The sequence below is a fragment of the Streptomyces sp. Y1 genome (assembly GCF_041053115.1).
In the GTDB taxonomy this organism is placed as follows: domain Bacteria; phylum Actinomycetota; class Actinomycetes; order Streptomycetales; family Streptomycetaceae; genus Kitasatospora; species Kitasatospora rubellomurina.
This window is the reverse complement of the sequence record NZ_CP163445.1, coordinates 1023752-1036862: the sequence shown is the minus strand read 5'-3', so window position 1 is coordinate 1036862 and position 13111 is coordinate 1023752. Positions and strand designations below refer to the sequence as shown.

Genomic DNA, 13111 nt, shown 5'->3' with positions numbered 1-13111 from the left:
CGGGTCACCAGCGCCGGCCGGTCGGCAGCTGAGAGTGCCCGGGCCGGCCGGGCTGGCCGGCGGGCCGCGGGCCCGGGTACGGCTGCTGGCCGGGGCGGTACTGCTGGTTCGGCGGGGGCTGCTGGCCCGGGCGGTACTGCTGGCCCGGCCGGGGGAGGGGCCGGCCGGCGAGCGGATCGGGCGGCGCCGCCCGTCCGCCCGCCATCGGGTGGGCGGAGTTCGGCCCGCGCTGGCGCTGGGCGGCGACCTGGCGGGAGATCAGGATCTCCAGCAGGCACCACATGCTGCCGAACACCCCGAGCCCCATCGCCAGCAGCGCGGGCGTCAGCAGCCAACTGCCTGCGTACGAGGCGAGCGTGGCGACCACCACGCCGACCAGGGTGAAGGCCAGCGAGAGCACCGCCCGGACTGCGGCGGCGCGCACCTCGTCGGGCAGGCGGCGACGGCGGCGTGGCACGGACATCGAGCGACCCCCAGGCGCGCGATCGGTGACGGGCAGGGAACGGGGGCGTACGGAATGCGCCCCCTGCGTCACTCTGCCCCGCCGAACCGGGACCATGCCTCCCAAATCGCCGAGCGGATGCCAAATCGTGTCATCGGGGCGGCCCGGCCGACCGGATTCAGCCCAACTGCTGTTCGAGCTCCGCCAGGGCGCCGGTGACGATCGTCCGCATCGCCCGTTCCGCCTGGACGGCGTCGCCCGCGCAGATCGCGTCCGCGACCTCCCGGTGCAGCCGGATCGCGTACGGCTCCGGCTGGTGGGGCATCAGCTGGTACTCCGTCCGGCCGGTGAGCACCGCGCCCACGGTGTCCCCGAGGTGGGCGAACATCTCGTTCCCGGAGGCGCGCAGCACCAGGGAGTGGAAGGCGATGTCGTGCCCGAGGAAGGCGGTCAGGTCGGCGGCCCGCGCGGTCACCGTCAACTCGACGGCCAGCGAGCTGAGTTCGCGCCGGTCGTCGTCGCTGGCGTGGAGTGCGGCGAGGGCGGCGGCGGCCGGTTCGACGGCCATCCGCAGGGAGCCGAGCGAGCGCAGCTGGGCGGACCGGTCGGCGCCGGCCAGGCGCCAGCGGATCACCATCGGGTCGAAGACGTCCCAGAGCGACTTGGGCTGCACGGTGATGCCGACCCGCCGCCGGGAGGCCACCATGCGCATCCCCTCCAGGACCCGCACCGCCTCGCGGACGACCGTCCGGGACACCCCGAACCGCTCCTCCAGCTCCTCCCCGCGCAGCACCGCGCCCTCGGGGATCTCCCCTGACGCGATCGCCGGCCCGAGCTCGCCAAGCACCCGACCGGGCAGCCCCTGGATCTCCATCCGACCAGCGTAGACGCCCGCCCCCGGGCACTTCACGTCGCCCCGGAGCTCGCCTCCGGCCGGGTGCGATCGAGCCCACAGCCAAAAAGTATGACGATTTGGTTTCCGCCACTTGAATACGTCATATCTTTGAAGCGATAGTGGCGGCCTGCAACGAAGGAGCACCACCCATGGCTCTCAGCGTCGAGAACCACGACCACCCGGTCGCCCCCCTCACCGTCGTGGTGATGGGCGTCTCCGGGGTCGGCAAGACCACCCTGGCCCGCCTCCTGGCCGACCGCCTCGATCTCCCCTTCGCCGAGGCGGACGAGTTCCACCCGCCGGCCAACATCGCCAAGATGTCCGCCGGCATCCCGCTGGACGACCAGGACCGCGCGCCCTGGCTGCGCGCCATCGGCGCCTGGCTCAAGGCGCGCACCGAGGACGGCACCGGTGGCGTGGTCACCTGCTCGGCGCTCAAGCACGGCTACCGCGACATCCTGCGCGCGGCCGCCCCGGAGGCCTTCTTCCTGCACCTCAGCGGTGGTCACGACCTGGTCGAGGACCGGATCTCCCACCGCACCGGCCACTTCATGCCGGCCTCGCTGCTCGACTCCCAGTACGCGGCCCTGGAGCCGCTGGGAGCGGACGAGCGCGGCGCCGTCCTGGACGTGGGCCCGTCCCCCGAAGAACTCGTCGAGATGGCCGTGGACCTCCTGCGGCCCGTCAATGGAGACCTCGCGTGAGTATTGCCCCCACCACCCTCCTGGCGGCCGCCCCACCGGCCCTGCCGCACACCGGCAGCAACACCCAGCTGCTGATCGCGGTGCTGCTCGCCATCGGCGCGATCGTCCTGCTGATCACCCGGCTGAAGCTGCACCCCTTCCTCGCCCTCACGCTCGGCTCCGGACTGCTGGCCGCCGTCGCGGGCGCCCCCTTCGACAAGCTCCTCGCCAGCTTCTCCACCGGCTTCGGTTCCACGGTGGCGAGCGTCGGCCTGCTGATCGGCCTGGGCGCGATGCTCGGCAAGCTGCTCGCCGACTCCGGCGGGGCGAACATCATCGCGGACACCGTGCTGTCCCGGACGGGCGCCAAGGCGCTGCCCTGGGCGATGGCGCTGATCGCCGCCGTGCTCGGCCTGCCGCTGTTCTTCGAGGTCGGCGTCGTCCTGCTGATCCCGATCGTGCTGCTGGTCGCCCGCCGCGGCGACGTGCCGCTGATGCGCGTCGGCATCCCGGCCCTGGCCGGCCTGTCGGTGCTGCACGGCCTGGTGCCCCCGCACCCGGGCCCGCTGGTCGCCATCGACGCGCTGAAGGCCGACCTCGGCGTCACCCTGGCGCTCGGCCTGCTGATCGCCGTCCCGACCCTGATCATCGCCGGCCCGCTGTTCGCCCGGGTCGCCGAGCGCTGGGTGGGCCCGCTGGAGATCCCGACCGCCGTGACCCCCGAGGACACGGTCGAGCAGGAGCGCACCCCCTCCTTCGGCGCCGTCATGGCCACCATCCTGCTGCCGGTCGTGCTGATGCTCGGCAAGGCCCTGGCCGACGTCGTGATCGACGACCCGAAGGCGACCGGCCAGCGGGTGTTCGACTTCATCGGCTCCCCGTTGATCGCGCTGCTCGCCGCGACGCTGCTCGCCATGCTGACCCTCGGCCGGGCGGCCGGCTTCGACAAGGGCCGGATCTCCGACACCGTCGGCAAGGCGCTCGGCCCGATCGCCGGCATCGTCTTCATCGTCGGCGCGGGCGGCGGCTTCAAGCAGACCCTGATCGACGTGGGCGTCGGCGACATGGTCAGCCACTGGTCCGCCGAGTGGCACATCTCGGCGCTGCTGCTCGGCTGGCTGATCGCGGTGCTGATCCGCCTCGCCACCGGCTCCGCGACGGTCGCCACCATCACCGCGGCCGGCATCGTCTCGCCGCTCGCCGCGACCATGTCCTCGACCCACTCGGCCCTGCTGGTGCTCGCGATCGGCGCCGGTTCGCTGTTCTTCTCGCACGTCAACGACGCCGGCTTCTGGCTGGTCAAGGAGTACTTCGGGATGAGCGTCGGGCAGACGCTGAAGTCCTGGTCGGTGATGGAGACGGTGATCTCGGTCGTCGCGATCGCCCTGATCCTGCCGCTCAGCCTGGTCATCTAGCGCACGCAGCGCGTCGCGCGCCGGAGGGGCGGAACCCGTACGCACGGGTTCCGCCCCTCCGGCGTTCCGTCAGCGCCCCAGCAGCCCCGACAGCACGGCCGTCGTCGCCGCGATCAGCTCCTCGGCCACCGCGCCGCCCGCCGCCGTACGGGCCAGCAGCCCCTCGCGCGCCGCCAGGATCACCGCCGCCGCCTGCCCGGCACTCGCCCCCGGGGGCACCAGCTCGGGCACTTCCCGCGCCAGCACCTCCGCCACCGCCCGCGCCAGCGCCCGGTCGTGCGCGGCGACCTGCTCGGCCAGCGCCGCCGTACGGGCCGCGACCAGGCGGAACTCCAGGAACAGCAGGATCCACCCGGCGTCCGCCGGCTCGACCCGCAGCAGCGCCTCGACCAGCCGCCGGGCCCGCTCCCGCGGCGCCAGCGACCCGTAGGCGGCCGCCAGTCGCTCCAACTCGGCCATCCGCCCGGCGGCCTGCTCGTCGAAGAGCGCCAGCAGCAGTTCCTCCTTGCTGCCGAAGTTGGAGTAGAAGGCCCCGCGGGTGTAGCCGGCGGCGGCGCAGACGTCCTCGATGCTCGTCCGCGCGAAGCCGACGTCGAGGAACAGCTCGCGCGCCGCGGCGAGCAGGCGGGCCCGGGTGTGCACGCGGCGGCGGGGCGGTCGGGGAGCGGCGGCATCGGCCGGGGGCGGGTTCACAGGGGAACGATACATGGTGTATTCAGTACGGGTCGTATTCAATACGAGCCGTACTGAACGAGGACACCCATGAACCGACTGCTGATCACCAACGCCCACCTGCTCCACCCCGAGGACGGCACCCGTACGGACCTCGGCTGGCTGGAGGCGGCCGACGGCCGGATCGCCGCCACCGGCACCGGCCGCCCGCCCGCGGCCACGGACGGCGTCCGGGTCCTCGACGCACGCGGCGGCACGGTGCTGCCCGGCCTGATCGACGCCCACGTCCACCTGCTGGTCACCTCGCTCGACCTGCGCGACGTCGCCGACTGGACCCCCGGCTACGCCACCGTCCGCGCCCTCGCCGAGGCCGAGCGCATGCTGCGCCGCGGTTTCACCACCGTCCGCGACGTCGGCGGCGCCGACCACGGCATGGCCCGGGCCCTCGCCGAGGGCCTGGCCCTCGGGCCCCGCCTGCTGCACGGCGGCAAGGCGCTCTCCCAGACCGGCGGCCACGGCGACCTGCGCCCGCTCGGCGACGACGCGCTGCCCTGCTGCGAGGCCCGGCCGAACTTCGGTCGGATCGCGGACGGCGTGGACGCGGTGCGCGCCGCCGCCCGGGACGAGTTCCGCAAGGGCGCCCGCCACCTCAAGGTGCTGCTGTCCGGCGGCGTCGCCTCCCCGCACGACGAGATCGCCGCCGTCCAGTACAGCGAGGAGGAGATCCGGGCGGCCGTCGAGGAGGCCGAGAACCACAACCGCTACGTGACCGTGCACGCCTACCACCCGCGCGGGATCGACCGCGCCCTGCGGGCCGGGGTGCGCTGCGTCGAGCACGGCAACCTGCTGGACGACAGCACGGTCGCGCTGCTGCTGGAGAAGGACGCCTTCCTGGTGCCGACCCTGGTCGCGTACGAGCGGACCGCGAAGCTCGGCGCCGCCTCGGGCCTGCCGCCGGCCTCGCTCGGCAAGCTCGCCGAGGTCCGCGACCAGGGCCTGTCCGCCCTGGAGCGCGCCCACCGCGCGGGGGTGAACCTGGTCTACGGCAGCGACCTGCTCGGCCCGCTGCACCCGGCCCAGTTGGAGGAGTTCACCCTGCGGGCCGAGGTTCAGCCGGCCGCCGCCGTGCTCCGCTCGGCGACCACCACGGCGGCCCGACTGCTCGGCATGGCGGGGGAGATCGGCACCCTCGCCCCGGGCGCGCACGCCGACCTGCTGCTGGTCGACGGCGATCCGCTGGCCGACCTCACCGTGCTCACCCGTCCGGAGCGCCACCTCCGGCACGTCGTCAAGGCGGGGCTGCCGATCTGAGCCGAAATGGCGGGCGGGCGCCCGGGGAAACCCCGAACGCCCGCCCGCTGCAAAGGACTTACTTGCTCCCGCGCTTCGTGAGGAAGGCCTCGACCTCGTCCCGGATCTCCGGCGTGTCCAGCCCGCGCACCACCATCGTGGTGCGGCGGCGCAGCACGTCGTCCGCCGTGTACGCCCACTCGTTGTCGGCCGCGTAGGCGACCTGCGCCCAGACGTCCGGACCGTCCTCGTGGATCGGCCGGCCGAGCTCCGGGTTCTCGTCGATCATGCGGGCGATCTCGAAGGAGAGCGTGCCGTAGTGGCTGGCCAGGTGCTTGGCGACCAGCGGCTCCATCCGGGAGCCCGGCTCGCGGTCGATCAGCAGGCGGTGCGCCACCGCGTTCGGCGCGCCGACGCCCGGCAGCGGCACGGTCGGGGCGATCGGGGACATGTCCTCGCCGAGGCTGGTGCCGGGCGCGTGCGCCAGCTTCTCCAGCACCATGCGGCCGATGTGCCGGTAGGTGGTCCACTTGCCGCCGGAGACGGACAGCATGCCGCCCCGGCCCTCGGTGACGACGGTCTCGCGCTTGGCGGAGGCGGTGTCGCCGGGGCCGCCGGGCAGCACCCGCAGGCCGGCGAAGGCGTAGGTGATCAGGTCCCGGTCGAGGTGCTCGTCGCGGATCGCGTGGCCGGCCTCGTCCATGATCTGGTCGATGTCCGCGTCGGTGGCCCGGACGTCCTGGGGGTCGCCGGTGTACTCCTCGTCGGTGGTGCCGAGCAGGACGTGGTCCTCCCACGGGATGGCGAAGGAGACGCGGTACTTGTCGATCGGGATGGTCAGCGCGGCCCGCCACGGCGCCCGGCGCTTGACGACGATGTGCGCGCCCTTGGAGAGGCGGATCGACGGTGCGGCGCCCTTGTCCTCCATCATGCGCAGGTGGTCGACCCACGGGCCGGTGGCGTTGAGCACCAGGCGGGCGTCGATGCCGAACTCGCTGCCGTCGAGGCGGTCGCGCACCTCGGCGCCGGTGACCCGGCCGCCGGTGAAGCGCAGGCCGGTGACCTCGGCGTGGTTGAGGACGACGGCGCCGGCGTCCACGGCGGCGCGCACGGTCATCACGGCGACGCGCGAGTCGTTCATCTGGTGGTCGCCGTAGACGGCCACCGAGCGCAGGCCCTCGGTGCGCAGCGCGGGCACCTGCTGGGCGGCGTGGGCGGCGGTGGAGACCCGGCCCATGCCGTCGCGGAAGGCGGACAGCGCCGAGTACAGGAAGACGCCGGCGCCGAGCTTGGCGGCGCCGTGCGGGCCGCCCTTGTAGACCGGCACGAAGAAGGTCATCGGGTTGACCAGGTGCGGGGCCACGTCGGTGGAGAGGACGCGGCGCTCCTTGTGGTTCTCGGCGACCAGCTTGACGGCGCCGGTCTGCAGGTAGCGCAGACCGCCGTGGACGAGCTTGGAGGACGCGCTGGAGGTGGCGCCGGCGAAGTCGCCGGAGTCGACCATGGCGACCTTCAGGCCCGCCTGGGAGGCGGTCCAGGCGACGGCGGTGCCGAGGATGCCGCCCCCGATCACCAGGAGGTCGTAGGTGGCCTTGCCGAGCAGTTCGCGGGTCTCGGCGCGGGAGGCGGTGCGGCCGGCGGTGCGCTCGGCGCCCAGGGTGGGGATGGTTGCCATGGCGTTGTGTACGGCGCGCTGCGCGGCGGCGCCGTTACTCCTCTCGTGTGGGTTCGGCCCCTGCGGGAGAGGCCGGTCGGCCCGCTGCGACGGGCCGGCAACGGGACCAGCCGGCCGGGGCTCGGTGCCCCGACCGGCTTGTCGGTCAGTTGTTCTCTTCCTCTTCCACCCAGCCCATGGTGCGCTCCACGGCCTTGAGCCACTTCTTGTACTCGCGCTCCCGGGTGGCCTCGTCCATGCGCGGGGTCCACTCGGCGGCGCGGTGCCAGTTGGCCCGCAGGGTGTCGAGGTCGTTCCAGAAGCCGACCGCGAGACCGGCCGCGTAGGCGGCCCCGAGGGCGGTGGTCTCGGCCACGTACGGGCGTTCGACCGGGGCGTCCAGGACGTCGGCGATGTTCTGCATGAGCAGGTTGTTGCTGGTCATGCCGCCGTCGACCTTGAGGGCGGTGAGCTCGACCCCGGAGTCCTTCTGCATGGCGTCGACGACCTCGCGGGTCTGCCAGGCGGTGGCTTCCAGGACGGCCCGGGCCAGGTGGCCCTTGGTGACGTACCGGGTCAGTCCGGCGATCACCCCGCGGGCGTCGGAGCGCCAGTACGGGGCGAACAGGCCGGAGAAGGCCGGGACGAAGTAGGCGCCGCCGTTGTCCTCGACGGTGTTGGCGAGGGTCTCGATCTCGGCGGCCGTCGAGATGATGCCGAGCTGGTCGCGCAGCCACTGGACGAGCGAGCCGGTGACGGCGATCGAGCCTTCGAGCGCGTAGACCGGGGCCTGGTCGCCGATCCGGTAGCCGACCGTGGTCAGCAGGCCGTGGTACGAGTTGACGATCTTCTCGCCGGTGTTCAGCAGGAGGAAGGTGCCGGTGCCGTAGGTGGACTTGGCCTCGCCCTCGTTGAAGCAGGTCTGGCCGAACAGCGCGGCCTGCTGGTCGCCGAGCGCGGAGGCGACCGGGACGCCCGCCAGGTCGCCCACGGCCTCGCCGTACACCTCGGCGGAGGAGCGGATCTCCGGCAGGACGGCCAGCGGCACGCCCATCGACTCGGCGATGCTCTCGTCCCAGGCGAGGGTCTTGAGGTTCATCAGCATGGTGCGGCTGGCGTTGGTCACGTCGGTGACGTGCTTGCCGCCGTTCACACCGCCGGTGAGGTTCCAGATCACCCAGGTGTCCATGGTGCCGAACAGGATGTCGCCGGCCTCGGCGCGCTCGCGCAGGCCCTCGACGTTGTCCAGCAGCCAGCGGATCTTCGGGCCGGCGAAGTAGCTGGCCAGCGGCAGGCCGGTCTCGCGGCGGAAGCGGTCCTGGCCGACGTTGCGGCCGAGCTCGCGGCAGAGCGCCTCGGTGCGGGTGTCCTGCCACACCAGCGCGTTGTGCACCGGCTCGCCGGTGTTCTTGTCCCACAGGACGGTGGTCTCGCGCTGGTTGGTGATGCCGATCGCGCGGATGTCGTCCTTGGTCAGGCCGGCCTTGTCGAGCGCGCCGCGGACCACGGACTGGACGCGGGTCCAGATCTCGGCGGCGTCGTGCTCGACGTAGCCGGGCTGCGGGAAGATCTGCCGGTGCTCCTGCTGGTCGACGGAGACGATCCGGCCGTCGGCGCCGAAGATGATGCAGCGGCTGGACGTGGTGCCCTGGTCGATCGCGGCGATGTAGTTGCCAGTGGAGGTCATGTGGAGGGTCCTCGGCTCACGTGCGGGGGAAGGGTGGTACGGAGAGATTGGAGCTGACCGGCCCGTTCGGCCAGTCCCTGTGCTCGGCGAGTTCCGCGGCTGCCTCAGCGGGGGGCCTGCGGCAGGGGCCGTTGGTGGACGGCCTTTCGGAACCGCGGGCCTCTTAGAAGAGGGCGTTGTACACGCCGCCGGCCACGAGGCCGCCGATCACGGGGCCGACGACCGGGACCCAGGCGTACGACCAGTCGGAGCCGCCCTTGTTGGGGATCGGCAGCAGTGCGTGCACGATGCGCGGGCCGAGGTCGCGGGCCGGGTTGATCGCGTAGCCGGTCGGGCCGCCGAGGGAGAGGCCGATGCCGACCACGGTGAGGGCGACGATGGTGGTGCCGCCGGCGCCGAGCTGCGGGCTGAGGGTGAGGATCGCCATGCAGAGCACGAAGGTGCCGATGACCTCGGTGATCACGTTCTGGACCGGGTTCCGGATCTCGGGGCCGGTCGAGAAGATGCCGAGGGTGGGCTCCTTGTTGGCCTGGAACTGGCCGAGGTAGGTGAGCCAGACCAGGACGGCGCCGATCATCGCGCCGAGCAGCTGCGAGCCGATGTAGAGCGGCACCTGGCTCCAGTCGCCGCTCTTGACCGCGAGAGCCAGGGTGACGGCCGGGTTCAGGTGCGCACCGGACTTGGCGCCGGTCATGTAGGCGGCGATGAGGACCGCGAAGCCCCAGCCGAAGGTGATGGCGAGCCAACCGGCGTTGACGGCCTTCGACTTCTTGAGGGTCACGGCGGCGCAGACGCCGCCGCCGAGAAGTATCAGGGCGGCGGTGCCGAGGGTTTCGCCGACGAAGACGTCGCCGTTGGAGAACGCGGACACAAAGACTCCCTTGTCCATATGGCCCGGAGGTGCGGGTGGGGGCAGCTGGCCGGGTCGATCCCTGTGCGGGTGAGCGCGTTGTGGGAGTGATCTTCCCGGCCGTCGTTCGACAATGTCGACCGTCATGCGGAAGCTTCCTCTTTGGGTCGCCCCCACGTCAAGGTGGGGTTACGCAGCTGTGACCCTTCCCTCGGCCCGCCCTCCGAAGTTACCGAGCGGCGCGTCCGGAATGCGGACAAAACGCCAGTGCACGGACAACCGGGGAGCCCGTTCGTACCTCAGCGTGACGACATGACTGCGGCCCCGGACTCGTGCCCGGGGCCGCTCGTTCGGAAACCGCTCGTTCGTGGACCGCTCGTTCGTGGACCGCTCGTTCGTGGACCGCGCGCTCAGAACCGCCCGGCGCCCAGGTCGCGGGAGATCGCCCGCGCCGCGCTGCGCACCGAGGCGACCAGCGAGGGCTTCACGAAGCCGTCCTGGCAGATCCGCTCCACCGGCCCGTTGATGCACACCGCGCCCACCGGATTGCGCCGCCGGTCCTGGATCAGCGCGGCGATCGAGGCCACGCCCTCCCAGGTCTCCTCGACCGAGTCCGCCCAGCCGCGCTCGCGGATCAGCGAGCACTCGGCGTCCACGTCGGCCGGCTCGGTCAGCGTCCGCAGGGTGTACGACTCGTACGGGCCGTCGCCCAACTCCCCGCGCGCCACCGGGTCGTAGGCCACCAGCACCTTGCCGATCGCGGTGCTGTGCAACGGCTGCATCGAGCCGACCTCCAGCACCTGCCGGGTGTCGTCGGGCCGGAACACGTGGTGCACGATCAGCACGCCCTGCTGGTGCAGCACCCCCAGGTAGACCGTCTCCCCGGCCGCCCGGGCCAGGTCGTCCGCCCACACCAGCGCCCGCGCCCGCAGCTCGTGCACGTCCAGGTAGCTCTGCCCCAGCCGCAGCAGTTCGGCGCCCAGCTGGTACTTGCCGCTCTCCGGATCCTGCTCGACGAACCCCTCCTGCTGCAGCGTCCGCAGGATGCCGTGCGCCGTCCCCTTGGCCAGGCCCAGCGCCGTCGAGACCTCGGACAGGCCCAGGCGGCGCTCACCGCCGGCCAGCAGCCGCAGGATCGCGGCGGCCCGGGAGAGCGACTGGATCGGGCCGGGCATGGGATACCTCCGCGCGAATCAGCGGTCGACATTGTCGACCATCGGGTTGACGGGACGAGTCTGCCAGGCCGTCTCCGGTTCGTGCACCCTCCCCCTCGGAAACCGGCCACCGGCCCTCCGCCGACGCACCCTTTTCGGCCTCCGCGACGCGAATTCAGCCCACCGCGCCCGGTTCCTGCACCCTGAGCACCGTCACCTCCGCCGCCAGCGCGGCGATCCCGTCCGTCCCGACCCGGCAGCAGCCGCCCACCAGCCGCGCGCCGTCCGCCAGCCAGCCGCCCACCCGCGCGGACCGGAACGTCGGCTCGCCGCGCCAGCCCCGCCGGCCCGCGTCCCACTCCTCCCCGCTGTTCGGGTACACCACCACCGGCTTCCCGGTCACCCCGGCGGCCAGCGCCACCGCCCGGTCCGCGTCCTGCGGCGTGCAGCAGTTCACGCCCACCGCCAGCACCTCGTCCACCTCCGCCGCCAGCGCGAACGCCTCCGCCAGCGACTGCCCGGCCCGGGTCCGGTCGCCGACGACGCTGTACGACAGCCAGGCCGGCACCTCCGACCCGCGCAGCAGCCCCAGCAGCGCCCGCGCCTCGTCCACGTCCGGCACCGTCTCCAGCGCCAGCACGTCCGGCCGGGCCGCCACCAGCACCTCCAGCCGCGGCCGGTGGAAGGCCGCCAGCTCCGCCACGCTCAGCCCGTACCGCCCCCGGTACTCCGAACCGTCCGCCAGCACCGCCCCGTACGGGCCCACCGAAGCCGCCACCCAGCGCCGCCGGCCGCCCGGCTCCGACCGCGCCGCCTCCCGGGCCAGCTCCACGCTGCTCGCCAGCAGCCGGGCAGCCTGCGCGTGGCCCACCCCGCGCCGGGCGAAGCCCTCGAAGCTCGCCTGGTAGCTCGCGGTGATCGCGACGTCCGCCCCGGCCTGGAAGTACGCCCGGTGCGCGGCCACCACGGCCTGCGGATCGTCCGCCAGCAGCCGCGCCGACCACAGCTCGTCCGACAGGTCGTGCCCGGCCGCCGCCAGCTGGTTCGACATCCCGCCGTCCAGCACCAGCGGCCCGGCCGCCAGGGCCGCGGCGAAGTCCGGCGGGGGAGCAGCGGGCATGTCGGCCTCCTCGGGCGCGGTCTCCTCGGGCGGGGTTCCCACCGATCACCAGCCTAGGGCCCGGCTTCGGGCCTCCGGCCGGGAAAACCGTTTGCCGCCCGGGAACGCCTTCGCTACGTTGTGCTCAGCCAGAGAACGACAGCCGCAGGTTTCCGGGCGAGCGCGGAGAGGAGCCGACCATGACAGCGGACGACGACACGACCGCCGCGCCCGTCGGCGAGCCCGCGAGCCGGCCCGCCGCCCCGCCGGACGAGCAGCAGTGGCTCGCCGCGTACGACCCGCGCGCCTACACGCCGATCGCCGTCACCGTCGACGTGGTCGCCCTGACCATGCGCCGCGGCAGCCTGCACGTCCTGCTCGTCGAGCGCGGCGCCCCGCCCTACCAGGGCTGCTGGGCCCTGCCCGGCGGCTTCCTGCGCGCCGGCGAGGAGGGCCTGCACGAGGCCGCCGCCCGCGAGCTCGCCGAGGAGACCGGCCTCCAGGGCGCCTCCGAGACCGAGGCCGCACTCTGCCGCCTCCACCTCGAACAGCTCGGCACCTACGGCGCCCCCGACCGGGACCCGCGCATGCACGTCGTCTCGGTCGCCTACCTCGCCTTCGCCCCCGACCTCCCCGACCCGCAGGCCGGGACGGACGCCGCGGCCGCCGCCTGGCACCCGGTCGCCGACCTCGACCTGCCCACGCGGCCCAGCTGCCGCCCCCGAGCCGCCGTTGGGCCCGCCGACTCCCACGGGGGTGGTGTCGGCGGGCCCAGCGGCCCCGGCCCGGCCGCGCGGCAGCCGATCCGGCTGGCCTTCGACCACGCCCGCATCCTCGCCGACGGCCTCGACCGGGTGCGCGCCAAGCTCGAGTACAGCCCGCTCGCCACCGCCTTCCTGCCCCACGACTTCACCATCCCGGACCTGCGCGCCGTCTACGAGGCCGTCTGGGACGAGAAGCTCCACCCCGGCAACTTCCACCGCAAGGTCCTCTCCGTCCCCGGCTTCGTCGAGGGCACCGGCGCCACCACCCAGCGCACCGGCACCCGCGGCGGCCCCCGCGCCCGGACGTACCACGCGGGCGACGCCAGCCTCCTGCACCCCGCCCTGCTCCGCCCCACCCGGGACTGCGGCCCCGACGCGGACGGCCCCGACGCGGTCGGCCGGCCCGACACCGGCCCGGACTCCGGCTGACCGACCGGCAGTTCGCGGCCGAGCCGGTCTCCGCCATACCCGCCCGCCCGGCCCGCCCCGCGAGCTACCCTCGGGCC

At 73.5% G+C, this 13111-nt stretch carries 12 protein-coding genes; 4 read left to right on the top strand and 8 right to left on the bottom strand.

Annotation, left to right across the window (positions count from 1 at the left end; all coding sequences use genetic code 11):
- Positions 1-4: 4 nt before the first annotated feature.
- Both AB2U05_RS04335 and AB2U05_RS04330 read right to left on the bottom strand, forming a co-directional pair.
- A complete protein-coding gene (locus AB2U05_RS04335) occupies positions 5-463 on the bottom strand; it encodes a hypothetical protein (RefSeq protein WP_369182471.1) in 459 nt (152 codons plus the stop codon).
- Between the two features lie 157 nt (positions 464-620).
- A complete protein-coding gene (locus AB2U05_RS04330) occupies positions 621-1316 on the bottom strand; it encodes a FadR/GntR family transcriptional regulator (protein WP_045704750.1) in 696 nt (231 codons plus the stop codon).
- Positions 1317-1486: 170 nt separating this feature from the next.
- On the opposite strand from AB2U05_RS04330, the gene AB2U05_RS04325 reads away from it, so the two are divergent.
- The gene (locus AB2U05_RS04325; RefSeq protein WP_045704752.1) at positions 1487-2041 is read left to right on the top strand and encodes a gluconokinase; all 555 of its coding nucleotides are present in this window, start codon (positions 1487-1489) and stop codon (positions 2039-2041) included.
- 2 nt (positions 2042-2043) lie between these two features.
- A complete protein-coding gene (locus AB2U05_RS04320) occupies positions 2044-3435 on the top strand; it encodes a GntP family permease (RefSeq protein WP_045704769.1) in 1392 nt (463 codons plus the stop codon).
- 69 nt (positions 3436-3504) lie between these two features.
- Here AB2U05_RS04320 and AB2U05_RS04315 read toward each other — a convergent pair whose 3' ends face one another.
- Entirely contained in the window at positions 3505-4128 is a 624-nt protein-coding gene (locus AB2U05_RS04315) for a TetR/AcrR family transcriptional regulator (protein ID WP_167352988.1), read from the bottom strand.
- 69 nt (positions 4129-4197) lie between these two features.
- Between AB2U05_RS04315 and AB2U05_RS04310 the strand changes: the two genes are divergently transcribed.
- The gene (locus tag AB2U05_RS04310) at positions 4198-5418 is read left to right on the top strand and encodes an amidohydrolase family protein (protein WP_369182470.1); all 1221 of its coding nucleotides are present in this window, start codon (positions 4198-4200) and stop codon (positions 5416-5418) included.
- A 58-nt stretch (positions 5419-5476) separates the two neighbouring features.
- Here the strand turns inward: AB2U05_RS04310 and AB2U05_RS04305 are convergent, their stop codons facing one another.
- The 5 genes from AB2U05_RS04305 to mmuM form a co-directional block, all read right to left on the bottom strand.
- A complete protein-coding gene (locus AB2U05_RS04305) occupies positions 5477-7072 on the bottom strand; it encodes a glycerol-3-phosphate dehydrogenase/oxidase (RefSeq protein WP_045704756.1) in 1596 nt (531 codons plus the stop codon).
- Positions 7073-7217: 145 nt separating this feature from the next.
- Positions 7218-8738 (bottom strand): glycerol kinase GlpK, encoded by a 1521-nt coding sequence (gene glpK, locus AB2U05_RS04300; protein WP_045704758.1) that lies wholly within the window; start codon positions 8736-8738, stop codon positions 7218-7220.
- Positions 8739-8901: 163 nt separating this feature from the next.
- A complete protein-coding gene (locus AB2U05_RS04295; protein ID WP_341846050.1) occupies positions 8902-9609 on the bottom strand; it encodes an MIP/aquaporin family protein in 708 nt (235 codons plus the stop codon).
- A 389-nt stretch (positions 9610-9998) separates the two neighbouring features.
- Positions 9999-10763, bottom strand: a complete 765-nt coding sequence (locus tag AB2U05_RS04290) for an IclR family transcriptional regulator (protein ID WP_045704763.1) — start codon at positions 10761-10763, stop codon at positions 9999-10001.
- Positions 10764-10917: 154 nt separating this feature from the next.
- Positions 10918-11862, bottom strand: coding sequence for a homocysteine S-methyltransferase (gene mmuM / locus AB2U05_RS04285; RefSeq protein WP_369185893.1), 945 nt, complete (start codon positions 11860-11862; stop codon positions 10918-10920).
- Positions 11863-12041: 179 nt separating this feature from the next.
- On the opposite strand from mmuM, the gene AB2U05_RS04280 reads away from it, so the two are divergent.
- Positions 12042-13034 carry an NUDIX hydrolase gene (locus tag AB2U05_RS04280; protein WP_045711789.1) on the top strand — a complete coding sequence of 331 codons (993 nt, stop codon included), beginning with the start codon at positions 12042-12044 and terminating at the stop codon, positions 13032-13034.
- Positions 13035-13111: the final 77 nt, after the last annotated feature.

Excerpts from the sequence above, each read along its gene's own strand:
- AB2U05_RS04310 (WP_369182470.1), top strand. The coding sequence starts at position 4,198 with ATGAACCGACTGCTGATCACCAACGCCCACCTGCTCCACCCCGAGGAC.
- AB2U05_RS04335 (WP_369182471.1), bottom strand. The coding sequence starts at position 463 with ATGTCCGTGCCACGCCGCCGTCGCCGCCTGCCCGACGAGGTGCGCGCC.
- AB2U05_RS04305 (WP_045704756.1), bottom strand. The coding sequence starts at position 7,072 with ATGGCAACCATCCCCACCCTGGGCGCCGAGCGCACCGCCGGCCGCACC.
- AB2U05_RS04280 (WP_045711789.1), top strand. The coding sequence starts at position 12,042 with ATGACAGCGGACGACGACACGACCGCCGCGCCCGTCGGCGAGCCCGCG.
- AB2U05_RS04325 (WP_045704752.1), top strand. The coding sequence starts at position 1,487 with ATGGCTCTCAGCGTCGAGAACCACGACCACCCGGTCGCCCCCCTCACC.
- mmuM (WP_369185893.1), bottom strand. The coding sequence starts at position 11,862 with ATGCCCGCTGCTCCCCCGCCGGACTTCGCCGCGGCCCTGGCGGCCGGG.
- AB2U05_RS04290 (WP_045704763.1), bottom strand. The coding sequence starts at position 10,763 with ATGCCCGGCCCGATCCAGTCGCTCTCCCGGGCCGCCGCGATCCTGCGG.
- glpK (WP_045704758.1), bottom strand. The coding sequence starts at position 8,738 with ATGACCTCCACTGGCAACTACATCGCCGCGATCGACCAGGGCACCACG.
- AB2U05_RS04330 (WP_045704750.1), bottom strand. The coding sequence starts at position 1,316 with ATGGAGATCCAGGGGCTGCCCGGTCGGGTGCTTGGCGAGCTCGGGCCG.